The sequence below is a fragment of the Paenibacillus sp. J22R3 genome (assembly GCF_056269305.1).
In genome coordinates, this window is sequence record NZ_JBWDNS010000002.1 from 574,096 (window position 1) to 600,625 (window position 26,530).

General features: G+C 51.9%; 22 protein-coding genes. 19 read left to right on the forward strand and 3 right to left on the reverse strand.

Annotation, left to right across the window (positions count from 1 at the left end):
* Positions 1-117: 117 nt before the first annotated feature.
* From AC0YN4_RS10745 to AC0YN4_RS10790, 10 genes are all read left to right on the forward strand, one after another.
* Entirely contained in the window at positions 118-1,095 is a 978-nt protein-coding gene (locus AC0YN4_RS10745) for an aldo/keto reductase (RefSeq protein ID WP_475781465.1), read from the forward strand.
* A 254-nt stretch (positions 1,096-1,349) separates the two neighbouring features.
* Entirely contained in the window at positions 1,350-2,705 is a 1,356-nt protein-coding gene (locus AC0YN4_RS10750) for an ABC transporter substrate-binding protein (protein WP_475781466.1), read from the forward strand.
* A gap of 88 nt (positions 2,706-2,793) precedes the next feature.
* The gene (locus tag AC0YN4_RS10755) at positions 2,794-3,675 is read left to right on the forward strand and encodes a carbohydrate ABC transporter permease (RefSeq protein ID WP_475835786.1); all 882 of its coding nucleotides are present in this window, start codon (positions 2,794-2,796) and stop codon (positions 3,673-3,675) included.
* On the forward strand, positions 3,675-4,574 hold the full coding sequence (locus AC0YN4_RS10760; RefSeq protein WP_475781468.1) for a carbohydrate ABC transporter permease: 900 nt from the start codon (positions 3,675-3,677) through the stop codon (positions 4,572-4,574). The genes AC0YN4_RS10755 and AC0YN4_RS10760 overlap by 1 nt, the downstream gene beginning before the upstream one ends.
* Positions 4,575-4,639: 65 nt before the next feature.
* Complete coding sequence (locus AC0YN4_RS10765) at positions 4,640-6,454, forward strand: sensor histidine kinase (RefSeq protein ID WP_475835787.1); 1,815 nt, start codon at positions 4,640-4,642, stop codon at positions 6,452-6,454.
* Positions 6,451-8,121, forward strand: coding sequence for a response regulator transcription factor (locus AC0YN4_RS10770; protein WP_475835788.1), 1,671 nt, complete (start codon positions 6,451-6,453; stop codon positions 8,119-8,121). Before AC0YN4_RS10765 ends, AC0YN4_RS10770 begins: the two co-directional genes overlap by 4 nt.
* A gap of 21 nt (positions 8,122-8,142) precedes the next feature.
* Positions 8,143-9,750: a glycoside hydrolase family 3 protein gene (locus AC0YN4_RS10775; RefSeq protein WP_475835789.1), complete on the forward strand. Its 1,608-nt coding sequence runs from the start codon at positions 8,143-8,145 to the stop codon at positions 9,748-9,750.
* 342 nt (positions 9,751-10,092) lie between these two features.
* Positions 10,093-10,416 (forward strand): hypothetical protein, encoded by a 324-nt coding sequence (locus tag AC0YN4_RS10780; RefSeq protein ID WP_475835790.1) that lies wholly within the window; start codon positions 10,093-10,095, stop codon positions 10,414-10,416.
* Between the two features lie 24 nt (positions 10,417-10,440).
* Complete coding sequence (locus AC0YN4_RS10785) at positions 10,441-11,730, forward strand: phytoene desaturase family protein (RefSeq protein ID WP_475835791.1); 1,290 nt, start codon at positions 10,441-10,443, stop codon at positions 11,728-11,730.
* A gap of 20 nt (positions 11,731-11,750) precedes the next feature.
* On the forward strand, positions 11,751-12,734 hold the full coding sequence (locus AC0YN4_RS10790) for an RNA polymerase sigma-70 factor (RefSeq protein ID WP_475781473.1): 984 nt from the start codon (positions 11,751-11,753) through the stop codon (positions 12,732-12,734).
* Between the two features lie 28 nt (positions 12,735-12,762).
* Here the strand turns inward: AC0YN4_RS10790 and AC0YN4_RS10795 are convergent, their stop codons facing one another.
* The 3 genes from AC0YN4_RS10795 to AC0YN4_RS10805 form a co-directional block, all read right to left on the reverse strand.
* On the reverse strand, positions 12,763-13,656 hold the full coding sequence (locus AC0YN4_RS10795) for an ABC transporter permease (protein WP_475781474.1): 894 nt from the start codon (positions 13,654-13,656) through the stop codon (positions 12,763-12,765).
* An 8-nt stretch (positions 13,657-13,664) separates the two neighbouring features.
* The gene (locus AC0YN4_RS10800) at positions 13,665-14,441 is read right to left on the reverse strand and encodes an ABC transporter ATP-binding protein (RefSeq protein ID WP_475836098.1); all 777 of its coding nucleotides are present in this window, start codon (positions 14,439-14,441) and stop codon (positions 13,665-13,667) included.
* Between the two features lie 61 nt (positions 14,442-14,502).
* On the reverse strand, positions 14,503-15,495 hold the full coding sequence (locus tag AC0YN4_RS10805; protein ID WP_475781877.1) for an ABC transporter substrate-binding protein: 993 nt from the start codon (positions 15,493-15,495) through the stop codon (positions 14,503-14,505).
* A gap of 217 nt (positions 15,496-15,712) precedes the next feature.
* On the opposite strand from AC0YN4_RS10805, the gene AC0YN4_RS10810 reads away from it, so the two are divergent.
* From AC0YN4_RS10810 to AC0YN4_RS10850, 9 genes are all read left to right on the forward strand, one after another.
* Positions 15,713-17,317, forward strand: coding sequence for a stalk domain-containing protein (locus AC0YN4_RS10810; RefSeq protein WP_475835792.1), 1,605 nt, complete (start codon positions 15,713-15,715; stop codon positions 17,315-17,317).
* 32 nt (positions 17,318-17,349) lie between these two features.
* Positions 17,350-17,895, forward strand: a complete 546-nt coding sequence (locus AC0YN4_RS10815; protein WP_475835793.1) for a histidine phosphatase family protein — start codon at positions 17,350-17,352, stop codon at positions 17,893-17,895.
* 144 nt (positions 17,896-18,039) lie between these two features.
* Positions 18,040-18,819, forward strand: coding sequence for a phosphotransferase family protein (locus AC0YN4_RS10820; protein ID WP_475835794.1), 780 nt, complete (start codon positions 18,040-18,042; stop codon positions 18,817-18,819).
* Between the two features lie 38 nt (positions 18,820-18,857).
* Positions 18,858-19,250: a hypothetical protein gene (locus AC0YN4_RS10825; protein ID WP_475781479.1), complete on the forward strand. Its 393-nt coding sequence runs from the start codon at positions 18,858-18,860 to the stop codon at positions 19,248-19,250.
* A 218-nt stretch (positions 19,251-19,468) separates the two neighbouring features.
* Positions 19,469-21,055: a hypothetical protein gene (locus tag AC0YN4_RS10830; RefSeq protein WP_475835795.1), complete on the forward strand. Its 1,587-nt coding sequence runs from the start codon at positions 19,469-19,471 to the stop codon at positions 21,053-21,055.
* 167 nt (positions 21,056-21,222) lie between these two features.
* Positions 21,223-23,088, forward strand: a complete 1,866-nt coding sequence (gene iolD / locus AC0YN4_RS10835) for a 3D-(3,5/4)-trihydroxycyclohexane-1,2-dione acylhydrolase (decyclizing) (protein ID WP_475835796.1) — start codon at positions 21,223-21,225, stop codon at positions 23,086-23,088.
* An 18-nt stretch (positions 23,089-23,106) separates the two neighbouring features.
* Positions 23,107-24,015 (forward strand): myo-inosose-2 dehydratase, encoded by a 909-nt coding sequence (gene iolE / locus AC0YN4_RS10840; protein WP_475781482.1) that lies wholly within the window; start codon positions 23,107-23,109, stop codon positions 24,013-24,015.
* 8 nt (positions 24,016-24,023) lie between these two features.
* Positions 24,024-25,034 (forward strand): 5-dehydro-2-deoxygluconokinase, encoded by a 1,011-nt coding sequence (gene iolC / locus AC0YN4_RS10845; protein WP_475781483.1) that lies wholly within the window; start codon positions 24,024-24,026, stop codon positions 25,032-25,034.
* 42 nt (positions 25,035-25,076) lie between these two features.
* Positions 25,077-26,522 carry a CoA-acylating methylmalonate-semialdehyde dehydrogenase gene (locus AC0YN4_RS10850; protein WP_475781484.1) on the forward strand — a complete coding sequence of 482 codons (1,446 nt, stop codon included), beginning with the start codon at positions 25,077-25,079 and terminating at the stop codon, positions 26,520-26,522.
* Positions 26,523-26,530 lie beyond the last annotated feature (8 nt).

Consider the following 26,530-nt stretch of genomic DNA (forward strand, 5'->3'; position numbering starts at 1 on the left):
AAATGGGGAGTTCTAAACAGCAACTTCATTTCTCTTTCCCCGCCAAATTCTTTATAATAGGAAAGGGACTTATTTCCTTATCTCATTCATACTTGGAAGAGGAGCTGTGAAATCAAGATGAAGTATACCTATTTGGGACGTTCTGGTTTGAAGGTTAGCCGCTTGTGCTTGGGAACGATGAATTTCGGAGTCGATACGGACGAGCAGGAAGCGTTTCGGATTATGGATGCGGCGCTGGATGCGGGCATTAACTTCTTTGATACGGCGAATATTTACGGTTGGGGCGAGAACGCCGGCCGCACGGAGGAAATCATCGGCCGCTGGTTCGCGCAAGGCGGCGGACGCCGTGAGCGTACCGTGCTGGCAACGAAATTCTACGGTGATATGAGTAACAAGAACGATGGACCAAACCGCGATGGCGGCTTGTCTGCTTATAAGCTCCGCCGTCACTTGGAAGCTTCGCTTAAGCGCTTACAGACTGACCACATCGAGCTGTACCAAATGCATCACGTTGATCGCAACGTGAGCTGGGACGAGCTATGGCCTGCATTCCAAGCGGCACAAACACAAGGGCAAATCGGCTACGTCGGCGCGAGCAACTTTGCCGGCTGGGACCTTGCCGTTGCACAAGGCGAAGCGAAAGCTCGCGGAATACTCGGACTTGTGTCGGAGCAACATAAATATAACCTGCTTTGCCGCTTGCCGGAGCTGGAAGTACTGCCAGCTGCTCAAGGACTCGGCATCGGCGTCATTCCATGGAGCCCGCTTGACGGCGGCCTGCTGGCTGGTAACGTTCGCCGCGGCGGCGCTGGCAAACGCAGCGGTGACCTCAAGCGCATCGAGCAGCACGCGGCACAGCTTGAAGCTTACGGAGCGCTTTGCGACGAACTTGGCGAACGCGAGGATGTGGTTTCGCTGGCTTGGCTGCTTTCGAACCCAGCTGTAACAGCACCAATCATCGGCGTACGTACGGCCGAGCAATTCGAAAGCTCCCTGCGTGCAGTAGAGCTTGAATTGGACGAGTCGACACTTAAACGCATCGACGAGATCTTCCCAGGACCAGGCGGAGAAGCACCACGCGCGTATGCTTGGTAGTCGATAACCCGATAACCGTCTCCAATGTCATGGAACCTAACAGCTAGGATACTATTCTCTGATTAAAAACGCTGCCCACAGGATTATTACCTCCTGTGGGTCGTTTATTATTACCCCTTCCTCATTTTCAAGCCCAAAAGTATCCCCATCTCGTTGTATTTTCGACCTCCTGCGTTCTCGCTGCTCCCTCTATAATTCAAAGTGTAAGGAAGAGCAGTAAACAAATATACGATTACACATTTGGAGGTCTTGAAATGAAAAAAGGATTTACAGTCGCAGCCGTAACGCTAATGTCGGCATCCCTTGTACTTTCCGCATGCGGTTCCAAAGACGACAACAACACAGCAGCTAATAATGGAACAACCAATACTTCAACCAACGAAACGCCGGTGGCGAAAGACGTTACGCTTTCCCTGCGTCATACACAAATTAAAGAAACAAGCAAAGTGCGTCTGAAAATCCTGCAAGATGTTGTTGCGAAAACAGAACAAGACAACGCTGGCCTCAAATTCAACCTTGAAGGCATCGATGAAGTCGTTAACCGCGATCAGAAGCTGAAAGCGGAAATGGCAGCAGGCAATCCGCCTGACATCTTCGAAGTTTTCGGCGGCGCGGACTTGAACCTCTACGTAAAAGCAGGCCGCATGCTCGACCTGACGCCGATCATTGAAGAGCTTGGCATCAAAGACAAGTTCGCAAGCTTGGACGAGTTTACAATCGACGGTAAAGTGTACGGCCTTCCATTCGGCGGTTACAGCGAAGGCGTGTTCTATAACAAGAAGATGTTCACGGATTACGGCCTGGAAGTTCCGAAAACGTTCGCAGACCTGATCACAGTATCGGACGCCATTAAAGCAAAAGGCAAAACGCCATTCGCGCTTGCAGCCAAAGACGGTTGGGTTAACGGTATGCTATGGAACACAGTCATGGAACGTCACGTGGGCATCGATGCTTTCAGCAAATTGGTGACCGGCGCAGCAAAATGGACCGATCCGGATTTCGTAGCCGGCTTCAGCGACTACGCAACACTGGTAAACAACGATTACTTTACTAAAGGTGCACTTGGCTTGCCGTACGCAGAGCAAGGCGCGCAATTCTTGAAAGGCGACGCAGCTATGGTCTTCACAGGAAGCTGGGATGCAAACCGCTTCACGGGCGACGAAGCAGGCGAGCTCAAAGGCAACATCGGTTACTTCTCCTTCCCGTCCATCGACGGCGGTAAAGGCGACCAAACTTCAATTAATGCGAGCTACTCCAACGGTTTCGGCTTCTCGTCGAACCTGAATGACGATCAAAAAGAAGCAGTGAAGAAATTCATCGGTAACTTCTTCAACGAAGAAATCCAGAAGCGTACGCTGCTTGAAGACAAAGTTCTTCCTTCCATGAAGCTGTCCGATCTGTCCGGCGTAGATCCACTGATCTCCGATGTTCTGAACGTAATGGGCGGCGCATCGACTTCTTGGAAAGCTTTTGACGCGATCGTTCAACCAAGCGTTGGCGCAGATGTAGGTGTGGGTCTGCAAGAGCTGATCGGCAAAGTGAAGAAGCCGGATGAGGTAGCAGCGAAAATCCAAGCATCCCAAGAGAAAGCGAACGCAGCGCAAAAATAAGAGCAATCACAACTTGTTGATGAATGGAGGGTGTCCTGCCGTAACAGGCACCCTCTTTTTATACGCCTAACCTGCTAGGAGGATCCCGATGTATCAAGCGCTGAGAAACCCATGGACGTATCTGGCTTTTGTTGTCCCTACACTTCTGCTCTACGGTCTGTTCTTTTTATATCCGGTCGTTGTGTCTTTCATTTATGGCTTCTATCAATGGGATGGCATTTCCGAGAAAGTATTTATCGGTATCGACAACTTTACAAGATTGATTCACGACGAAGTATTCTTGAAATCGCTCGGCAACAACTTCTATTTCATGGCTTTTTCCCTTATCGTCAATATTCCGCTCGTGTTTCTGATTGCCATTATGGTCAGTAAAGCAAGACGCATGCGCGGTTTCTATAAATCAGCTGTTTTCGTACCCGTTGTCATCTCCACGGCAACCGTCGCTATTCTGTTCGGCGTATTGTACAACTATGAATCAGGTATGATCAACCAAGTTTTGCGCGCGATTGGCGGCGAAAGCTGGGCGAAAGAATGGCTCTCCGATCCTCACCTGGCGATGCTCTCCATCCTGATTGCAAACGCTTGGCAGAACATCGGTTTCTTCATTGTTCTCTGTCTGGCTGCGATTCTGAATATTCCGAAGGAAATCGGCGAAGCGGCGAAGATCGACGGTGTCAACGCATGGAGCGAGACGTGGAAAATCACGCTGCCGCTCGTACGTCCGATTCTGTTCGTCATGCTGCTCCTAACGGTGTCCGGTACGTTAAAAGTGCTTGATATTGTGCAAATTATGACCAATGGCGGACCCTTCCAGTCTACTGAGGTGATGTCCACTTATGCGCTGAAAGTCGGCTTCCGCTCCTTGGAGCTTGGTTATGGCAGTTCCATCGGTGTAGCGATGTTCATTCTGATTCTGGCGATGACGGCTATCCTGCAGCGTGTATCCAAATCCGAGGAGGTGCAGTACTAATGGAACGTGTCCTTACTAAAGGCAACCTTACACCATCGAAAGATACGGCCAATCCTAAACTGCACCGTTCGAACAAAGTACGCAACAGCCAGTGGCCGCTTCATTTGTCGCTTTGGGTGTACGTTATCGTGATTCTTTTCCCACTGCTGTGGCTGCTCCTATCTTCATTCAAGACGAATCGGGAGATTACCGTCAATACCTGGGCATTGCCATCCAAGTTTAACTTCGACAACTACAAGGCTGCTTGGCAGAGCGCGCATATCGGCGAGTATGCTTTTAACAGTCTATATGTAACGGTAGCCGCATGTTTACTCACGATTCTGCTTTCGGCAGCAACGGCTTTCGCGTTGTCCCGGATGAAATACAAAGTGCTGAGCAAGCGAATTTATGGCCTTATTCTGATGGGATTGCTCGTGCCTCCGGGCGCGCTGTTCATTCCCCTGTACCGATTGGTGAATGATCTTCATCTCTACGATACGCATCAGGCGCTCATTTTGGTATACTGCACTTATGCTTTGCCAATTACCATCTTCATTCTGCATGCCTTCATGCAATCCGTTCCAACCGAGCTTGAAGAGGCCGGCATTATGGACGGGCTTAGTGCTGCGGGATTGTTCGTCAGAGTGATAATACCGGTGTCGATGCCGGCGCTCGTTACCGTCTTCATCCTTGCGTTCATCGGCAACTGGAACGAATATATACTCTCACAGCTGCTCGTCACGACAGAATCGCTGCGTACGCTGCCGACCGGCATGGCTACTTTCAATGACGGCTACCGGACGAATTTTGCATCGCTATCTGCGGCAGTCATTATCAGCATCATTCCGGTGCTGCTCGTGTACATGTTCCTGCAGCGTCAAATTATCGACGGTATGACAGCGGGCAGCGTGAAGGGCTAGATCTCGTAGCTTGGCGCGGACGCGCTTGCCGGTGACAAGAACTGTAACCATAAAGGAGCCGTCCCATGAATTTGCGTCCGAAGCTGCTGCTGGCATTTATAGGTTTGATCGTAGCTCCGCTTATTTTTCTAGGCATCGTATCCTTTCTGAATTCGGAGCAGCTGCTGGAGAAGAAGTATAGCGAGCAAACCGAAATTACGCTCAAAGCGGTGGGCGGCAATATCCGCTATTTCTTCCGAGAGCTCGATCAGCTTAGCGATACCAGCGTCACGAACGCAACCGTTCAAGATGCGCTGCGCAGCTCCCGCAACTCGGTTAATGATGCAAGCAGGCTAATCGCAATCAGCCAATACGAGAAGTCGCTCGGGAAGCTGTTGTGGCAAAATCCGGCGCTCAGCATGGTGATGCTTTACGGGGAGGACGGGACGATGTTCCGTTCTTATCGTAATGATCCGACTACGTTTAAGAATATTACGTACGATATGCTGAAGAATCACTCGATCTATCCGCAGATCAAGCAGTACAGCGGTCGGCCGATGTGGATCGGTCCATACGAGCAGCCGGGATTAACCGGTACCGGTGCGGCTTTATTCACGCAGCTGCGCATTGTACGGGATATGGAATCGTTCAATGAATCCGGTATTATGGTGACCCAGGTGAAAACCGACGACGTGGACAGCATGCTGCAGGATTTTACGCTCTCAGGGGAACAAGAAACGCAGACGCGTTATCTCATCATCAACAACGGCGGTCTGGTCATGCTGGATAGTAAGCACCAATTAGAGGGAAAATACGCTCAAAATGAAACGCAGCTTCAATTGCAGCACACGCAGCGCTATGTAAGCTCCCGCACCATGTTCAATCATGAGGATTCTCTTGTTTCGGCGTATAACCTCGACCGCAGCGGGTGGATCCTTATTTCCGTGAAATCATGGGAGTCGTTAACGAGCGAGAACATTCGTTTCGTGCAGTGGATCGGCGGGATTACGCTGCTTTGTTTGATTTTTGCGATTTTATTTAATATTTTCTTCGTTAGTCGGGTCGCCAAATCGATCATTCGGGTCGTTCGCAAAATGCGCCTCGTGGAGCAGGGGATGATGGATACCCGCGTTCCGGCGAAAGGCAAGGACGAAACCGTGCTCCTGGCGCGCAGCTTTAACAGCATGGTGGAGACCATAGGCCGTCTGCTAAGCGAGGTGCGCACGGAGCAGGAACGGAAGCAGCGCGCGGAGATGATGCTCATGCAGGCGCAGATTAAGCCGCATTTTCTGTTTAATACGCTGGAGTCGATCAATGCGCTGGCAGCCCAGAACGAAGGCGGCAAAATCATGCAGATGGTGCGCAGATTGAGCATACTCCTGCGAACGAGCATGCATCACTCGGAGATTATTACGGTGCAGCAAGAGATTGAGCATGTACGCAGCTACCTGGAGATTCAGAAATACCGCTTCGAGGATGTATTCAGCTATGAGTTGTTAATCTCGGATGAGACGCTCGATTATACGATTCTGAAGCTGACCCTTCAACCGCTTGTCGAGAACAGTATTCAACATGGATTTGAAGGTCTTGAGCATGTTGGCATGATTTCCGTTTCGGTTCATCTGGAAGAAGGCTTGGTCATCTTGACCGTTACCGATAATGGAATCGGCATGAACGAGGAGGCTTTGAAACGCATTAACGGACTGAGCAGCGAGCAGGAGCGGGATCTCGATTTGAACGTGGCTGAACAAGGAGAGCGGCGCGGACTTGGACTACGGAGTGTCGCAGATCGGCTGCGCATTCATTATGGATCGCCTTATGGTTTGCTCCTGTGCAGCCAGGAGGGTTACGGTACGACTATCCGAATTAAGATCCCACGGAGCAGAGGTGAACGGGTATGAACGGAAAAGTGCTGCTTGTCGATGACGAACAACATATTACTCGCAACCTAGAGAAGGTGATCCCTTGGAGTATGCTTGGACTTGAAGTTACAGGTACCGCGAAGAACGGTGTTGAGGCATTGGAGCTTTTGCGGGAGAAACCGGCGGATTTAATCCTCTGCGACATCCGGATGCCGGTCATGGATGGACTTGAGCTCGTCCGTCAGATTCGGGAGCGGGGAATGGCTTGCGATGTTATTATGCTCTCGGGCTACCAGGATTTCTCGTATACGAGGTCTGCGATTCAGTATGGGGTGAAGGATTATATCCTTAAACCGATTCCGTATGATGAGCTGACAGGAGTTATCGCTCGTGTCATGTCCGAGCAGCGCAATAAACGGCAGCAGATTAAGGAAGAGCAGCGCAAGCTTGATCGCATGATTGATTTGGTGAACGAGAAGATTCTGTATGATGTGCTGATGGACTATACGGATATTACCCCAGACAATTGGCTGATGGCGGGACAGGAGCAGCTGCTCGGGGAGCCCCAATATACGCTGCTCGTGCTTGATATCGATGCCGGTTCAGCCGATGCTCGGGATTGGCGTGAATGGCCGGACAAAGAGCGGAAGATCTGGAACTTCGCCGTGTGTAACGTGCTGCGCGAGACGCTGCAGCTGGATGGGTTACATCATGCCGTCATCCAAATGAGAGATGGCGAGTGGTGCGTCTTGATTCGCGGCGAGAAGGCCGTGGCAAGCGGAGATGGTTCGCCTGAGGCGCGTGACCAGCAGGTGAAGCAATGGGCAGAAATGCTGCTGGCCTCCGTTCGCAAGAATGCTAAACTGCAGCTCCATGCGGGTATTTATGATAAAATGACAGCGATGAATAAGCTGTCCTCCGCTTATAAAACCGTGCAGCGCGGCATGCAGCTGTCTACCGAATCGGTGCCAATCGCGGTCTACGGCAGCGAGCTTGCAGGAGGCTTTGATGCGGGGCGCACGCTGTGGGATATTGCGGAGCGGTTGATCGGTGCGATGAAGCGCGGCGATGCGGATGGCGTGGAAGGTGAGCAGAAGCGACTGGCGGAGCAGCTGCATAAGGCTGGCGGCAGTGCGGAAGGTCGGCTGAAGCCGATGCTGCATTTTCTGGCGCTGCATCTGATGCGGGAGCTGAAGGAAGCGGATTTGCTGCAGCGTGAGCAGGAAGAAGCCATGTGGCGCAAGATGGACTTGCATTTTGGCGTGAAGGATTTGTTCGCGGCGATCCGGCAAGCTTCCAGTGAAGGCGTGGCGCGTTCGACGGACAAACGGAAGCATTCCGAGCGGCAGATGACCGATGCGAAGCAGTTCATGGACCGTCATCTGTTCCGTGATCTCAGCGTGGAAGAAGCCGCTACATACGTCGGATTGTCGACCTCGCATTTCAGCTTGTTGTTTAAGCAAACGTATGGCGAAACCTTCATCGAATATATTACGCGTCAGCGAATGGAGAAAGCGAAATCGCTGCTGCTCGATACGCCGAAGAGCGTCGCGCTGATTGCCAAGGAAGTCGGGTATGCGGAGCGGCGGTATTTTACAAAAGTGTTTATGAAGTATGCGGGGCAGAAACCGACGGACTACCGAGTGGCAGTTCAAGGGGGCGGATCGCTGTTAGCGGTCTCCGAAGATTCAGAGGATGAGCATTAACGGGAGAGGTGCGTTCGAGTCATGGGAGAGCAAGTTGAATGGGGAACGTTTAGTTTGCGGGAGAAAATCGGGCAGCTGTTTGTGTTTGGGTTCCACGGTCATGAACCGTCAGCTGAGATTGAAGCGCTGATTGGGGATTACGGCGTTGGCGGCATTATCTATTTCACGCGTAACATCGTGGATGCGAAACAGGTGCATGCCCTATCGGCAGGTTTAATGGCATCGGCTGAGCGATCGGGGAGATCGCCGATGTTTATTGCGGTGGATCAGGAAGGCGGCATGGTGTCGCGACTTGTGAAAGGTGTCACGCTGATGCCGGGCAATATGGCACTTGGCGCAGCTGGTTCTGCCGGAGGCGTATTCGAATCGGCGGTCATGTGCGGCGAACAGCTTCGCGCACTCGGCATTAATTTGAACTATGCGCCGTGTATTGACGTGAACAATAACCCGGACAATCCGGTTATTAACGTTCGCTCCTACAGCGACCGGCCGGAGGTTGTCGGTGAGCTTGGTTTGGCGGCAGTTCGCGGTTATCAGCGCTCGCGTGTCTCGGCGACCGTGAAGCATTTTCCGGGACATGGCGATACAAGCGTTGATTCGCACCGGGATCTGCCTGTACTTACGCATGATCGGGAACGGCTTGATGCGATTGAGCTGGTTCCGTTTAAGATGGCAGCCGGCGAGACGGATATGATCATGACGGCCCATGTGTGTTTGCCTGCGCTGGACCCGTCAGGCGTACCTTCGACCTTGTCGCAGCCTGTATTGACGGGCTTGCTGCGTGAGGAGCTTGGCTATGAAGGCGTCATCGTAACGGACTGCTTGGAGATGAACGCCATCGACAAGTTCTATGGTCCGGAGCGCGGTGCTGTTATGGCGCTGCAGGCAGGCGCGGATATGGTGCTGATCTGCCACACGGCAGCGAAGCAGCGGGCTGCGATTGAAGCAGTCGTTGCCGCGGTAGAGAGCGGCGAGCTGAGCGAAGCGCGCATTGATGCTTCATTGGCGCGCATCATGCGCTTGAAGGAGAAGCGCGCGGTAGGCGAGGCGCTCGCGCCATGGGCGGAGGTCGAGCCGGCGCTGGATACGCCGGACCAGCGAGCTGCCGTCCGCCACTGGAGCGAGGCTTCGGCGACGCTCGTGAAGAACGAGCGCGGCTTGCTTCCGCTGCGGCGCGAGGCGAAGACGCTCGTGCTCTGGCCCGAAATCGTGACCGTGTCGGAAGCGGACGAGCTGCTGACCGACGACGGTACACTTGGGGGCCGACTCGCGGCGCGGATGCCGCATGTGACGGAACGGCGCGTCGGAGCTGCCGATGCGCTGCAGGATCTTGCGGCGTTCGAACAGATCGTGTTCGTGAGCTACGACGCGGCGAAGCACGCGAACGAGCGCGAGCTCGCTGCGCGGCTGCTCGCGGAAGCGGGAGATCGCACGGTTGCGGTATCCGTCCGCAACCCGCTCGATCTGCTCGTGTACCCGGACGTATCGGCGTTCCTCGCCGTATACGAATGCCGTCCACTCGCGCTGGAATCCGCCGCGGGTGCACTGCTCGGCGAGTTCACGCCAACAGGCCGACTGCCGCTGACCCTGTCCGCGCAGTACCCGTTCGGCTGGCGCTGGGGCGAGTAGGGATTTGAGATGTTATAGAGTTGCACGGGCCATGGGGCTTGTGCAACTCTTTTTTTGTTTGTGTGTTGCTGGTGAGGAGGCAACACATCGCTAGCAATGTAGCTAAATGAGAGGAAGAGTGGTTCGGAGAGCTACACATCGCTGGAAAAGTAGTCAAATGAGAGAAAGAGTGGTTCTGGGAGCTACACATTTCTGGAATAGTAGTCAAATCAGAGAAAGAGTATTAGAAAGAGTAGCACTAGAGGCAACACATCATCGGAAAACACAAAAGAAGCCAACCCAGAAGTCTACATTGGCGTAAAATCAACGGAAAACGCAAAAGAAGCTAACCCAGAAGTCTACATGAGTCTAAAGCCAACGGAAAGCGCAAAAGAAGCCAACCCAGAAGTCTACATTAGCGTAAAATCAACGGAAAACGCAAAAGAAGCCAACCCAGAAGTCTACATTGGCGTAAAATCATCGGAAAACACAAAAGAAGCCAACCCAGAAGTCTACATTAGCGTAAAATCATCGGAAAACGCAAAAGAAGCCTACCTAGAGGTCTACATGAGCGTAAAATCAACGGAAAACGCAAAAGAAGCCCACCCAGAGGTCTACATGAGCAGAAAATCTATTTTTTCACCCATCCTGTCACAAAACCCCCTCCTCCCCCGCCTTAACTTATGAAAGCATTCGGGGAGGGTGACAATAATGAATACTAACTATGATACAGCCGTGATCGGCGGCGGGTTGGCGGGTTTGATTGCAGCGATAAAGGTGGCGCAGAGCGGCCGCTCAGTCCTGCTGTTGGAGAAGTCGAATCGACTCGGCGGACGTGCGATGACGAACCATAACAAGGGTGTTTATCTCAACTTAGGCGGGCATGCGCTGTATAAAGCGGGTCGTGCGAATAGTATTCTACAAGAACTTGGCATTCGAGTGGAAGGCGCAAAGCCGTCCACCAAAATGAACGCCATCTGGAACAATCAGCTCGTCCCTATGGGGGCGGACCCGATTGGCATGCTGAAGACGAAGCTGCTCACTTGGTCCAGCAAGATGCAGCTGATGCGTCTGATGGTCAAGTTAACGCGCCTTAATGCCTCCAACATTCCTGCATCGAGCATTCGGGAATGGGCGGAGCGCGAGGTGCAAGATCCGATGGTACGGCATGTTTTCTATGCGCTGTGCAGGACGGCGACGTATGCTTTTGATCCGGATCATCAGCTCGCAGCACCAGCTCTGGGGCAAATTCAACGTTCGCTCAAAGGAGTCATCTATTTGCATAAAGGCTGGCAGACGATCGTGGATCAGCTGCGAGTCAAGGCTCAGCAGATAGGCGTGCACATCGTAGCCGCCAAATCGGTAAAAGAAATCACGCACAAGGAAGGCAAGGTTACAGCGCTCGAACTTGGAGATGGCACATCGATAACCATAGCAAATGCGATTAGTACGGCTTCCCCTTCGGAAACGTATAAACTTGTGCCCGGAGCCGAAGCGACGGTATTAAAGCAATGGAAAACAGAAGCGATCCCTTCTATGGCGGCCTGTCTTGATATTGGACTGAAGAAGCTGCCGGTCAAAGAGCATGAATTTGCGCTCGGCCTCGATCAGCCTATCTTCTTCTCCAATCATTCGGCCCATGCCACGATGAGCGATAACGGTGCGGTTGTGGTCCATTTGATCAAATATAACGGTCCCGGCGAGAACGACCCGAAGGCGGATGAGCAGCAGCTGCTGCAAACGATGAACTGGCTGCAGCCGGGCTGGCAGGACGAAGTTCTCGCGAAGCAGTTTCTGCCTAATATAACGGTAACGCACGGTTATCCGCGTACCGGTCAGAAGTTGAAGAACATTGGGCCGTCCGTTCCCGAAATTCAAGGCTTATATGTCGCAGGAGACTGGGCCGGTCATGGCGAATTGCTTGCTGACGCATCAGCCGCGAGCGCAGTCAGGGCGGCGGAAGCAATCGCGCATTCACCAAGCTTGGCTGCGGCAAGGTAACGACACGGAGGTGTGCCCATATGAACAGGAACACGGAATCGGAACCAAATAAGGGAGCATCGTCGTCTGTAGAGGAATATATTTCCTATCGGCCGCTCTTGTTTTCATTAGCTTATCGGATGCTGGGCAGCGTGATGGATGCGGAAGATGTGGTACAGGAGGCTTTTATTTATGTAAATGTGAAGAGGCCGGAGCACATCACCAGTATGAAGGCGTATTTGTGCAAAATCGTCACGAACCGCTGCATCGATCTGCTGCGTTCCTCTCGCAAGCAGCGGGAAGTCTACGTTGGAACATGGCTGCCGGAGCCGCTTGTCCCGGATGCGGCACGATCGTTCGCAGAGCCGGATGACCGTTATCTGCAGAAGGAGTCGATATCTACTGCATATTTGCTCCTGCTGCAGCAGCTGTCTTGGGTGGAGCGTGCCGTATTTCTATTGCGCGAAGTGCTGCAGTACGAGTATGACGAGATTGCGGAGATCGTGGGCAAGAGCAGCACGAATTGCCGCCAAATTTTCCGCCGAGCCAAACTGGCAATAAGTCAAATACCGGAGCCGGATGATGCGTTGAAGTCATCGCTGCAAACGACTCCAATCGAGCAGCAACAACAATTAAAGCCACCTGCCGTCGAGAAAACATCAACAATCGTGGAGCAGTTCGTGCAAGCCCTTATGTCCGGAAATATGGGACAATTGCTCAGCGTTGTTCGTGCAGATGCGGTTCTCTACTCGGATGGCGGCGGGAAGGTGAAAGCAGCGACCCGTCCGATTCAGGGCTCCGAGCGCATCGCGGCATTCTTCTTCGGACTGCTTGCTAAGCTGCCTCAAGATTATACCTACACCTTGTCCGAGGTGAACGGAGAAATCGGCATTGTCGGATACGATGGCAATGGACAGCCGAATAACGTGCATTCCTTTGAGATTACTGATGGTCAAATCTCATCGTTCTATATCGTCGTCAATCCCGATAAGCTCAGACATATCGCGGCTGCGTCGGAACGGTAGCCCTTTCGCGCGGTTTTGCCCTGTTCCCTTATCGCCTTCTCTTCCTAATCCTAGACTCAATCGCTGCTACAATTTGGTACATGAACGTTGCGAAAGCCGCAATGATGAATAAGCTCGCGAGGACAAGTGTAAAGTTAAACACTTGAAAACCATAAATAATTAAATAGCCCAGCCCTTCCTTGGCTACCAGGAATTCGCCTACAATAACCCCAACCCAAGCTAAGCCGACATTCACTTTAAGCGTCGATATGATAGCGGGGAAGGAAGCGGGCAGGATAACTTTGCTGTACGATTGCGTTTTGGTCGCGCCGAATACGTTCACTACTTTCACGTAGTTGGCGTCAACCTCCTGGAAGGCGTTATAGATGACGAGCGTGGTGATGATGACGGTAATCGAGAGTATCGTTGCGATGATGGAGAGGATGCCGGAGCCGAGCGCCACGATGAACAGAGGACCGAGCGCTACCTTGGGTAAGGAGTTCAGCACGACAAGATACGGATCGAGTACGCGTGCCAGAAAAGGGCTCCACCAAATGATCGTTGCAATCAACAAGCCGCATAACGTGCCTAGTGCAAAACCTGCCGCGGTTTCCGCTACCGTAACCCCGATATGAGGCAGCAGCGAGCCGTCCATTGCTTTTGTGTACAGCAGCTTGAAGATCTTGCTGGGATAACTGAACAGGAAGACGTCAATCAAACGCGTTCTCCCCGCATACTCCCAGGAGCCGAGGAAGAGGGCAAGCAGCAATACTTGCGTTATGTGAACAATAAGCTTTTCTTTATTTCTTGCTTGTTTAAAGGCCTTATAGATGAGCTGCGGATCGACATTGCTCCGCGGTTCTTTCTGTTGTTCTGTTCCAGATTGTACTGTTCCAGACTGTTCCGTCTCAGAAGGTTCTTTCCCCAACTTGTCGTTCCCCATAGGTGTCTTCATCTCCTTCTCTCCGTCGATTCGAACGCCTTCCGGACAATGCGAAACCACTCCTGAAACCCGTCTTGCTCACGCGCGGCAATAGGCGTCATCTCTGCCAGATACGCAGGGATGGCGATTTCGCTCTTTATCCGTCCCGGATTAGGCGCTAGCACAATCACTCTATCGCTCATCGCGATGGCCTCGGCTATATCGTGGGTAACCAGCAGCGAGGTTTTGCGGCGCGCTTTAAGAGTGTGGGAGATCAGGTTCTCGAGCTGCAGCTTCGTTTGAAAATCCAGCGACGAGAACGGTTCATCCAGAAATAAAATATCCGGTTCGGTAGCCAGTGTACGCGCAAGCGCTGCCCGCTGCCGCATACCGCCAGACAGTTCACCGGGATATTTGCCCGCTGACTGGCCAAGCCCCAGCTCCTCCAACAGATGAAGCGCGAACTCCTTCTTCTCGCGTGTCAGCTTGCCCATGATTTCCAGACCAATCGTCACATTCTCGCGAATCGTCCGCCACGGAAACAGAAAGTCCTGCTGCAGCATATAACCGATCTTCGACGTCGGACCGGTAACGGGCTGCCCGAGTATGGAGACCTCTCCTTCGGTTGGCAGGATTAAGCCCGCGATGATGGAGAGCAGCGTTGTTTTGCCGCAGCCGCTCGGGCCGACGAGGGAGACGAATTCACCGCTCCTGACCGTTAATGCAATCTGATCCAGAGCCAGCGTTGCCCCCTTCTCATTGACGTACACATGTGTAACATCCTTTACTTCCACGACAGGAATCACAGCGGTCACTCCTTCCATACGCTTGAAGAGGCCGCACGCAGGCGGCCTATCTGTCAAGTCCTTACTTCACATTCTTAATCGCTTTCTCTGCAAACGTATTGTTCACCAGCTTGCCGAATTCCGCAGGAGCATCCAGCTCGCCGGCCGATTTCATCACATCCTGCAAATTCGCCCACTCGGTTTCGTCGATGATTGGATCTGTTGCATAGGAGCCTTGATCTTTGTACCGTTTCACAACGCCGCGGATCAGCTCAATGTCTGTGTCCGGGAAGAATGGCGCAACAGCATCAGCGATTTCATTTACACTATGCTCCTGCACCCACTTTTGTCCTTTATGGACGGCATTCGTGAACTTCTGTACCGTACCCGGATTGTCATCGATATAGCTTTGTTTGGTCATGAACACGGTATAAGGCAGATGGCCGCTCTCCGTACCGAATGACGCAACGACATATCCTTTGCCTTGCTGCTCGATCATCGTAGCCGATGGCTCGAAGAGCTGAACGTAGTCGCCTGTACCTGATGTGAAGGCAGGAACGATGTTGGCAAATTCCACATTTTGAATGAGTTCCAAATCATTCTGAGGATCGATGCCGTGTTTCTTGAGCGTAAATTCACCGGCCATTTGCGGCATGCCGCCTTTGCGCTGCCCCAGGAATTTGGACCCTTTCAGCATGTTCCAATCGAAATTGTCGACCTTGGAGCGGGAGATCAGGAAGGTCCCGTCGGTTTGCGTTAATTGGGCGAAATTAATGACCGGATCTTCGGAGCCTTGAAGCGAGACATAAATGGATGTTTCGGATCCTACCAGTGCCACGTCAATGTTGTTACTGAGCAGTGCCGTCATCGTTTTATCTCCGCCCGGCGTTGTGGTCAGCTCTACGTCCAGACCTTCATCTTTGAAGAATCCATTCGTAATGGCGACATATTGCGGTGCATAGAAAATAGAACGCGTGACTTCACCGATTCGAACCTTGGTCGGTTCCGACTTTTTCCCGCCGCAGCCCGCCAGCAGAAGCGCTAAGCTGATGACGATGAAGGAAAGTCTCATCATACTTTTTTTCAAGTAAACCCCTCCATAGACTTTCTGCAATTCATGCCGGAAGCAGCCCGTCGTGCAGAAAAAAATAAGTATGTTCACATGGTATGCAGGAGCCTAGAAACGGTGCGTATAAATGGGATTGATTGGATGGTTTATGGAAGGGATTGGAGGGTTACTGTCGAATTATGGGAAATAGGGTGACAAACATGTTTGAGGGGATGAATGGAAAATGAGAAGACAGATTCAAACCGGAAGGTTATCGGTGCTTGCCCTGCTGTGGGCAACGATATTCCTTCTAGCAGCGGTAATACAAGCACCGGTCAGCGCAGCATCAGCTCCGTCAGCACCGACTATTATGGTGGTCATTGACGGTAAGCCGCTTCAATTATCAGCAGCTCCGCTTATGTATAAAGGCAGCTTAATGCTGCCGATGAAGTCGATATTGGATGCGCTTGATGTCAAAGCGGTGGTACAGCTGGGAAGAATCGATATGACGCGTGGATCGACGAAATGGAGTATCCGTTTGAACACGACGATGCTCCAAACATCCAATCAGAACATTCGTTTAAGCCAGGCGCCGGTTAATTTGAATGGACGTATTTACGTCTCGGCAAGGCTGGTTTCGATCGTGAGCGGGAAGAACGTGAGCTACGATACCAAGCAGAAGAAGGTTATTATCGGGTATAGTGAGGCCGATTTGAAAGTCTTTCAGCGCACGCTGTTTGAAGCTGCCATGAGCGGAGATGCGTTGACGATCGAGCGGATGCTGGATCGAGGCGTTGATCCGAATTTGAAGCTGGTCAACATGTTTGGGGATAATGTTCCGATTGAGTATACGGTGTTGAAAAGCAGTACGGCGGGGACGCGAGCGCTGCTGGAGCATGGTGCAGATGTCAAGCTGTCATCACGGGACTTGGTTTCGGAGGCGATATTGAACCAAAATGCCGATCTGCTAGACCTGCTATTGTCGCAAGGCTATGACGCGAATAAAACAAACCGCGATGGGTATTCCTATTTGGAATCCGCTTCAGGCGTAATTGGTCGTGCCAGCAATGGGAGTGTATACGTGAATCAATATCCGAAGGCAGAGATCGTTCAGACGCTGCTCGCACATGGCGCTGATCCGGGACTCGATAGTTCCTTGTATACAGCTGTTCAGTGGTCCAGCTACCCAATTGCGCAGCTGCTGCTCAAGGCTGGCGCTGATCCCTACAAAGAAAATCGGTTTCATGATACCCCCTACAGAATGGCTGTTTCTCGCGGCACGACCAAATGGTTAGCCGTTCAGGATAAACAGCCGGTTATACCGGAGCTGCGCATCGTGGATGCACAGGGAGTGCCGGTTGAGAGCGGTACAATCTTTATTCAGTCCGCAGAAGGCAGATACGACCTGGATCGCTGGGTGAACTGGGAAGGACTCACAGCTTATGCGGAATTGCCTGATGGTAACTATAAAATTGTGAGTGTTAGGACTTACCGCACGACCAGTGTGCTGAACAAGCCGATTCGTGTGCAGAATGGCCAGTTTGAGAGCGCAACGCTGCAGCTGCAGAAGCCCAATGTGACCGGAACCGCTAGTTTCGAGAATGTCTCCGTCAATCGTTCCGGCCAGGTGAACATCTATAATGACAGTAACAGCTACATTTGCGATGTGGTTCTGAATAATGGGAAATTCGAGCTCTTCCTGCCGCCGGGAACGTACAGCTTCGGCCAATATTTTGAATTTAGCGGTGACACCTATTCGGCCAAAGGAACAATAACCGTTCCTGCAGAAGGCTCCGTCGCAGCCAATATGACTGTGTCGGCTACCAAGTACGTGTATCCGCAGGGCTAATTAGTACTATTCAACCGGAAACGAGGATGCCTATGAACATATTCGCTGTGAGGCACGGTCAAACCGAATGGAATGTAGCGCGCCGCATCTGTGGAATCTCAGATATTGCCTTGACGAGTCGAGGCATTGAACAAGCAAGAACGTTGGCCGCGAGCATGGGAGATGTGAAGATCGATCTTATCCTTTCATCTCCGCTCATGAGAGCCAAACAAACCGCTGAGATCCTTTCTGATGCGCTAGGAGCAGCTTATACCGTAGAAGATAGACTCAGGGAGCAAAATTATGGAAAATACGAGGGCGTTATGCGTGATGACGCTGGTTTCCTTGAGGCAAAGAAACATTTTCCGAGCAAGCTCTCAGGTGGAGAATCCGTATTGCAGGTGGCGCAACGAGTCTATAATTTAATCGATGAAATCATAGAGAGGTATAAAGGTCTGCATGTATTGCTGGTCTCTCATGGCGGAATCTGCAGAGTCATTCATGCTTATTTCCATGAACAATTGAATGAAGAGTACTATAACTTTCACACCGGCAATTGTGAGCTTAGAGCATACGAAGTGAAAGTAAGCGAAGTTTAGCTGTATATCATCAATTTGTGCCGCATTGCGCTAAGAGAGAGACTCTTATGCCAATGGGGCTTTTTCTTTGGAAGAATTTTATCGCCACTGCTCCATGATATGGGATACAATACCAATTACGATGTCTTAGTGAGGTGCCGCATAATGAAAGCTGGCGAACTGGTTGGGAGAGGCAATACAGCGGATGTCTATGAGTGGGGCGAGCATGAGGTTATTAAACTCTTTCATCATGCCCATGAAGCACCGAAGGAAGCGAAGAATGCAGCAATTATATCCCGGTTAGCTGTACGGACGCCGAGGTTCGGCGGACTTATTGAGTATGAAGGCCGCTCCGGCATCGTCTATGAGCGAATCAACGCTCCTTCCATGATGAGCAGGATTGAACCAAACAGAGAGAGCGTTACCCACTATGCGAAATTGATGGCGGAGCTCCACTATCAGCTTCATGAACTGAAGGTTGATTTTACCCCGAATCTGAAGCAAGAGCTGCTAAAACATACGATGGCAGCCACCGAAATTTCGGATCGCCAGAGGGATCACATTATAGCCATGCTTCGGCAATTACCGGACGGGCAGGCATTATGCCACTATGATTTTCACCCGGGTAACATACTCATGGCAGCGGATGGACCTGTCATCATTGACTGGATGAATGTCCTAATTGGCGACAAGGCCGCGGATGTGAGCCGAACCTTGATGATGCTGGCATCGAACTCTTTACCACCGGAAGCGCCTAGCTGGCTGCGTGATGGGCGGAGGCTATTTCACGAGGTATATTGCGATGTATACATAGCTTTAAGTGGCGTCGAGACAGCTGAGCTGGAGGCGTGGAAGCTTCCTACATTAGCCGTTCGCATCCACGAAATGGTTGGCAAGGAACAAGAAGAAATTATTGAACTGCTGCAAGATACATGGGTGGAATAAATTTATGATCGTTTATATGATTGGTTAGGAGAAACAGCATGACGGCAAAGAAGCTTACTGTGCTAGCAGGATTAATGTTTATTATGGGATGTTCATCTCCCAAGTTCGTCCAGCCTGATTCCCCGGAAAATGTAGCTATACTCGTGAAGCAGGCAATCGATCATCAGGATTTGCAGCAGTTGAATGCCTACTTGTCGGACGCAATGAAGGGAACCCTTTCAGAGGAAGATATGAGTCAATTGAAGGGCATCTCCGCAACCGGAGCCGAGCTTCGAACTTATAGCTTTCTAAGGATGGAAGATGAGATTCTGCTGCTGGATATCGTGAAAGACCCTGATTCAGACATGTACCAGGTGCAAGATATCATTCATGTGCCGGAAGAGAACAGGGCGATGTTTGATCAAACTGCACCGTTAGACGAAATCGAATAGATTGAGAGTGATACTAGAAAAAAAAGGCCGCTGGTATCGCTCTATTGTTGGGCGCAAACAATAAAAAAGTGTAAATTTCCAAAAAGTTATTCCATTATTCAGAAATGATGGTAAATTAGTAATATGTATTTCTGGTATCGATACCAGAAATAGTCTAGATGCTGTTTCAGAGATCAGGAATGAAGGCGATCATGAACAACTTTATACGATGAATAACAATGATCACGGAGGTAGACATGAACCATTCGATGTATAACGGATGTATCAGCCGGGATGTTCTGGAGGGCTTTCTGTCCAGGGCGGTTACGGCCGCAGATTTGGTCAACAGTGATACGTTAAATGATGACTTAAGGATGATCAAGAACATCGGGGCAAAGTTTCTGGGACGTGCTTCGGGCGTGTGGCTGCTGGAAGCGGATGACGGCGAGCATTTCCGGAAGTCTAAGACGCTTGCTGAGCGTGCACATGAAGTGGACCCGGACATTATGCTGCAAACCTGCATTTTCGAAGCTGTTTTCCCGGATGTCGAGAAGATCAAGATTCCGGAATGGGTGTTCAAAGCCTTTCAATTGCCGGCAGAGGATCGCAATTTCCGTATCACCGATATGCTGTTTGACGAGAACCCGCAAGGCTTCGTCTGGGACGACGGCGGCGGCATTCCCAATATGAACAAGCTTGAGACACAGTTCTGGTTCTATTACCGGGCGGTTAACTATATCGATGCCGGCTATGAAGCCATTCATATGGGGCAGATTCACCTGTACACGGCTGAAGACTTCGGGCTCAAGAAGACGATTGCCTTATTCCAAATGATAAGGGATTATGCGAGCGAGCATGCGAGACGAGGCATTGTGCTGCTTGATGCACATACGCATGGCGTGAACATGGATGGCAAGCTTCTGTTTGATTTTCATTCCATGCCATACTCCCGGATGCCGATTCAAGACGTACCAAGCGACAAGCTTGCACTTGTGCAAGAAGGCTTCAGTGAAGGCGGCGTGACGCCTAGCGGATGGAGCTGCGATTCGTTACCGATGCTGATGGAGCTCGATAATTGGGGCGGTAAATTCTTCGATGATCAGGACAACATTCCAGATGAACGCAGAGCATGGATGGAATGGTGGGGCTACGATCAGATTGGCTGGTTCGCATCGCAGGATGAAGAGAGTCGTAACCGTTTTCTTGAATACGCCTTCAAATGGACGGCCGTAAACAATACGAACGCATATATGCAGATGCCGATTCGAAGAACGCTCGGCAGTTATCATGTTCCGATGCCGACCGGCAGCGCTGGAGAAGAACTGTCGAATTGCTATCAGGCGAATCAAGCAGGCGAAGGCTGTCCGCTCGGATTCGGACAGGAAGAGAAGATCAGATCGCTGTGGCAATCCGAACAGGATCTAAGGCAGCGTGCAGGCAATCCGCTGCCGAACACCTCCTATGGGGCGGATGACAGCTATGATCCCGAGACAGGAATCAAACTTCCGGCTCGCGTCATCCTATACGGAAGCTTCCAGCATCATGTTGGCGCGTTCAATAATGACTCCAATAGCGAAACAACGCGGATGTACTACATCGGTAATGGCATCTACCGGCGCACCTTTGTTATGCCGTTCACGGGTTCTTACACCTATGCCGTTGCACCATACGGAACGTTATCGCAAACGTATTCAATTGATGAATATCCGCGGAGCGGCTCATCGACGAAAGCGACAATGAACATCGAGCAGGATAACACGGTTATTGAATTTATCTTTGACTTCATGAAGCGAAGCCTTACTGTGCAAGTGGTCGAAGGGTTGTAATACGGTCCTAATGACAGGATTCGCCAAAAACAGCTATTGAGATTTGCAATCTTTTTTCGTAAAATAAGTTAAGCGCTTAATCTACTGTGGAATAGTAAGAAGAGCGTTATTTTTATGTCAAAGGGTATAGCGCTTAACCTACTCAATCTAAGGAGGAGTCAAGCATAATGAATACAGTTCGGCTTACGATGTCGCAAGCGCTGCTGCGATTTCTGGATCAGCAATATATCTCGGTAGACGGCGAGGAAACGAAGTTCGTTAAGGGCGTTATGGGTATCTTCGGTCATGGCAACGTAACCGGGATCGGGGAAGCCTTGGAGCATAGCGCAGGTGAACTGGTTTACATACAAGGCAAGAACGAGCAGGGCATGGTTCATGCCGCAGCTGCATTCGCGAAGCAAAGCAATCGCAAGCAGATTTATGCCTGCACGTCCTCTATCGGACCAGGTGCTTTGAATATGATTACGGCGGCTGCGACGGCAACCGTAAACCGCATCCCGGTGCTGCTGCTGCCGGGTGATAATTTTGCCAGCAGACAGCCGGATCCGGTGCTGCAGCAGTTAGAAGTTGTAAGCGATTACACCATTTCCGCTAACGAACCTTTCAAATCAGTCAGCAAGTATTGGGACCGTATCGTGAGACCGGAGCAATTGATGACGGCTGCGGTGCAAGCGATGCGCGTATTGACCGATCCCGCAGAGACCGGCGCAGTGACGCTGGCTCTGCCGCAGGATGTACAGGCGGAAGCTTATGACTATCCGATCCATTTCTTTGACCGCAAGGTGCATTATTTGGATCGTCGTCCGCCGGTGCCGGACGCGATTAAGCGCGCGGTGAAGCTCATGGCTGGCAAGAAGAAGCCGCTCCTTATCGCGGGCGGCGGTGTGTTGTATTCTTCTGCATCGAGTGAGCTTGCTGCATTCGCCGAGGCTTTCCATATCCCGGTTGCCGAGACACAAGCAGGCAAGAGCTCATTGCCTTGGAACCATCCGCTAAACGTAGGCGCGATCGGAGTTACCGGTGCTCTGGCCGCAAACAAGATCGCGCAAGAAGCCGATCTCATCATCGGCGTGGGCACGCGGTATTCCGATTTCACGACGGCTTCCAAGTCCGCCTTCGGTCATCCGGATGTGCAATTCATTAATGTGAATGTCAGCGGATTCGATTCCTCGAAGCTGAACGGGGTAGCGATTACGGCGGATGCCCAAGAAGGCCTAATCGCGCTGCAAGCTGCACTCCAAGATGTTCACTATTCGAGTGAACATGATCTGCAGGAGATCCATGCCATTAAGCGGGAGTGGGATGATGAGGTCGATCGACTTTTTGCCATAGAGCATGAGCTTGGTTTGGCTCAGACCCGGGCACTGGGCATCATCCAGGAGACAATTGCATCTAACTCGGTTATCGTATGCGCGGCGGGAAGTCTGCCCGGTGATCTTCACCGGGTGTGGCGGCCAACCGAACCCAAAACCTATCATATGGAATATGGCTTCTCCTGCATGGGGTATGAGATCGCCGGCGCATTCGGCGTCGCGCTGGCTGAACCGCGCCGCGAAGTCTATGCGATCGTGGGAGATGGCGGGTATCTCATGCTTCACTCCGAGCTGGTGACCAGCTTGCAGGAAGGTCGCAAAATCACCGTATTGCTGTTCGACAACCACGGGTTCCAGTGTATCCATAATTTGCAGAGGAGCCAGGGCAGCGACGGCTTCGGGAATGAGTTCCGTTTCCGCTCGGCGGAGACAGGTAAGCTGACCGGAACGTATATGCCAATCGACTTCGCGGCACATGCGCGCAGTCTTGGTGCTAAAGCCTACAAGGCAAACAACGAGCAAGAATTGAAGGAAGCGCTGCAGCTGGCGAAGCAAGAAACGGTCACTACACTCATCGAGATTCCTGTTGTGCCGGGCACGAATACAGGCGGATATGAGTCCTGGTGGAACGTTGCTGTTCCCGAGGTGTCAGAGAGCGATAACGTGATCAAAGCCGGTAAAGAAATGAACGCCAAAATCAGATCCATTCAAATCCTATAAAAGAGGGGCTGCCAGCCTATGAAACAGTTGCCATTCCGATTAGGGATTCATCCCATTAATTGGGTTGGAGAGGATGTAAAGGAACACGGTGACGATACTTCGTTCGATCGGATCGTCGATGACATCGTTGCGCTTGGTTTAACGGGTACGGAGATGGGACGGAAGTTTCCGAGCGATCCGCAAGTGCTGAAGAATGAGCTGTCACGACGCGGGATCAGCTTGACGTCGCAGTGGAAGTCGGTGCTCTTCTCCGATCCGGCGTATCGTGAAGATGAACTGAACGCCTATCGGTCACATGCACAGTTTCTTAAGGAAATGGGAAGCACGGTGATTAGCACATGCGAAGCGGGAGGATCGCTGCACTTCGATCCGCGGCGTTCTCCGAATGAGAAGGAAGTGCAGCGTTTAAGCGATGAACAGTGGGCGTCGCTGGCTGAAGGCTTGAATGCTGCCGGCGCAATTGCCAAGGAGTATGGGCTGAAATTGACCTATCATCATCACGGGGGAACGGTTGTGGAGCGGCCGGAAGAGATCGATCGCCTCATGGAGCTGACCGATCCGGAGCTCGTCTACCTGCTCTTCGACACGGGGCATGCCTATTACGGAGGAGCAGACCCGCTGACTGTTCTGCAGAAGCATTACGAACGAATTGCTTATGTTCACTTGAAGGATATCCGGCCTCAGATATTGGAGGAGGCAAGAGCCGAACAGGCGGACTTTATCACTTGCATCCGCAAAGGCGTGTTCACCGTTCCGGGCGATGGCTGCATTGATTTTGGGCCGATTCTATCTGAACTGGTCAAACGTAATTATAAGGGATGGGCTTTGCTGGAGGGTGAACAAGATCCCGCGCTGCATCCCGCCTATGAATATGCGAGGAATGCGCTTCAGTACATCGATTCTCTGATCTCGGAAGAAAGAAGGTAATCCACGCCATGACCTATGTGTCCTTCAAGGCAGACAGAGCTTATGACTTCACGGCGATTGGACGTCTCTGCATCGATTTGAATGCGAACGAGATCAATCGCCCGATGGAAGAGACGATGACATTTACCAAATATGTCGGCGGCTCTCCTGCGAACATTACAATCGGCATGGCAAGACTTGGACGCCAAACGGCGTTTATCGGGAAGATCGCAAATGATCAGATGGGGCGCTTCATCCTCGATTATTTGCAGAGAACCGGGATTGAGACGGAGAATGTCGTGACCGATCGGTCCGGTGCGGTGACCGGTCTGGCTTTTACCGAGATTAAGAGTCCTACCGATTGCAGCATTCTCATGTATCGCGACAACGTGGCCGATCTGCTGCTAGAGGCCGGCGAGGTCAGTGAGGCTATAATCGCGCAGTCGAAGATGCTCTTGATCTCAGGCACGGCGCTTGCTCAGAGTCCTTCGCGGGAGGCGGTGTTCCAAGCGCTGCAGTTTGCGAAGAAACACGGAACCGTTATCGCCTTCGATCTGGATTACCGCCCTTATACGTGGACTTCCAAACAGGAAACAGCCGTTTACTATAATATGGCCGCAGCGTATTGCGATATCATCTTGGGGACGCGCGAGGAGTTCGACATGATGGAGGTGTTCGAGCAAAATCCGGAGCACAGCGACAGCGTAACCGCCTCCAAATGGTTCGACTACAACGCGAAGATCGTCATTATCAAGCATGGCAAAGAGGGCTCGATCGCCTATACGGCCGACAACAAGAGTCATAGAGCGAAGAGCTTCCCGGCGAAGGTTATCAAAACCTTCGGCGCAGGCGACTCCTATGCCGCCGGTTTCCTGCATGGGATCATGCAGGGCTGGTCGCTTGAGCAGTGCATGGAATTCGGCAGCGCGGCTGCCTGTATCGTCATTTCGAGCCATAGCTGCTCCGACGCCATGCCAACCGAGAGTCAAGTGCTCCGCTATATCGAGGATTGCAATAACGGCAAAATAACGGCCTCATAGTCGCCGCTGACAGACTGTTGATTACGAAAGGGGAATTCGAGTATGACACAAGTGTTGAACAACTGGATCGGAGGCAGCTGGGTACCATCCGCCTCTGCCGCGCACGAGAACGTCTATAACCCGGCAACGGAAGAAGTGTTGGCGCTGGTTCCGCTCTCGACCAAAGAAGACGTTGACCTTGCGGTGAGAACGGCTAAGGAAGCTTTCTCGGGATGGAGCCGGACGCCTGTACCGCGCCGGGCTCGCATTTTATTCAAATATCAGCAGCTCTTGGTCGACAACTGGGAAGCGCTCGCCCGCCTAGTCACACTCGAGAACGGCAAAAGCTACAGTGAAGCTTACGGCGAGGTGCAGCGCGGGATCGAATGCGTTGAATTCGCTGCAGGAGCACCGACGCTGATGATGGGTAAACAACTGCCTGACATTGCGTCCAACCTCGAATCCGGCATGTATCGTTATCCGGTTGGAGTCGTTGCCGGGATAACGCCTTTTAACTTTCCGATGATGGTGCCATGCTGGATGTTCCCGCTCGCTATAGCTTGCGGCAATACGTTTGTCATGAAACCATCGGAGCGTACGCCACTTCTGGCGAACCGTCTCGCGGAGCTGTTCACGGAAGCGGGATTGCCGGATGGCGTCCTTAATATCGTTCATGGCGCGCATGATGTCGTGAATGGCATCCTGGAGCATCCGGATGTTACGGCCGTGTCGTTCGTCGGCTCCCAGCCGGTAGCTGAGTATGTGTACAAAACAGCGTCCGCGAACGGGAAGCGGGTTCAAGCGCTTGCCGGAGCGAAGAACCATTCCATCGTGATGCCGGACGCCGATCTGGAATTGACCGTTAAAGAAATTGTCAATGCGGCATTCGGCTCCGCAGGCGAGCGCTGCATGGCTTGCTCCGTCGTAGTAGCTGTAGGCGAAGTTGCCGATACACTCGTGAACAAGCTGGTCGAAGCAGCAGATCGCATTACGATCGGCAATGGCATGGAAGAGGGGATTTTCCTCGGCCCCGTTATTCGCGGACCCCACAAAGAACGTACATTGAAGTACATTGAGCTTGGCGAGTCGGAAGGCGCGCTCTTGATTAGGGACGGACGCAAGGATGCGGCTTCAGCGGGCGAAGGTTACTTCGTTGGACCGACCTTGTTCGATGAAGTGCAATGCGGCATGAAAATTTGGGAAGACGAGATTTTCGCGCCGGTTCTCTCCATTGTGCGTGTGGAAACGTTGGAAGAAGCCATCGAAGTGGCCAATCGGTCGGATTTTGCCAACGGCGCATGTTTGTTTACGAAGAGCGGCGCTAACGTTCGTCAGTTCCGTGAAACCATCGATGCCGGCATGCTGGGCGTGAATCTTGGTGTTCCGGCTCCAATGGCGTTCTTCCCGTTCTCCGGTTGGAAGAAGTCGTTCTACGGCGACTTGCATGCTAACGGCAGCGACGGTGTAGAGTTCTACACGCGCAAGAAAATGATCACTACCCGCTGGTAAGAGGAGGC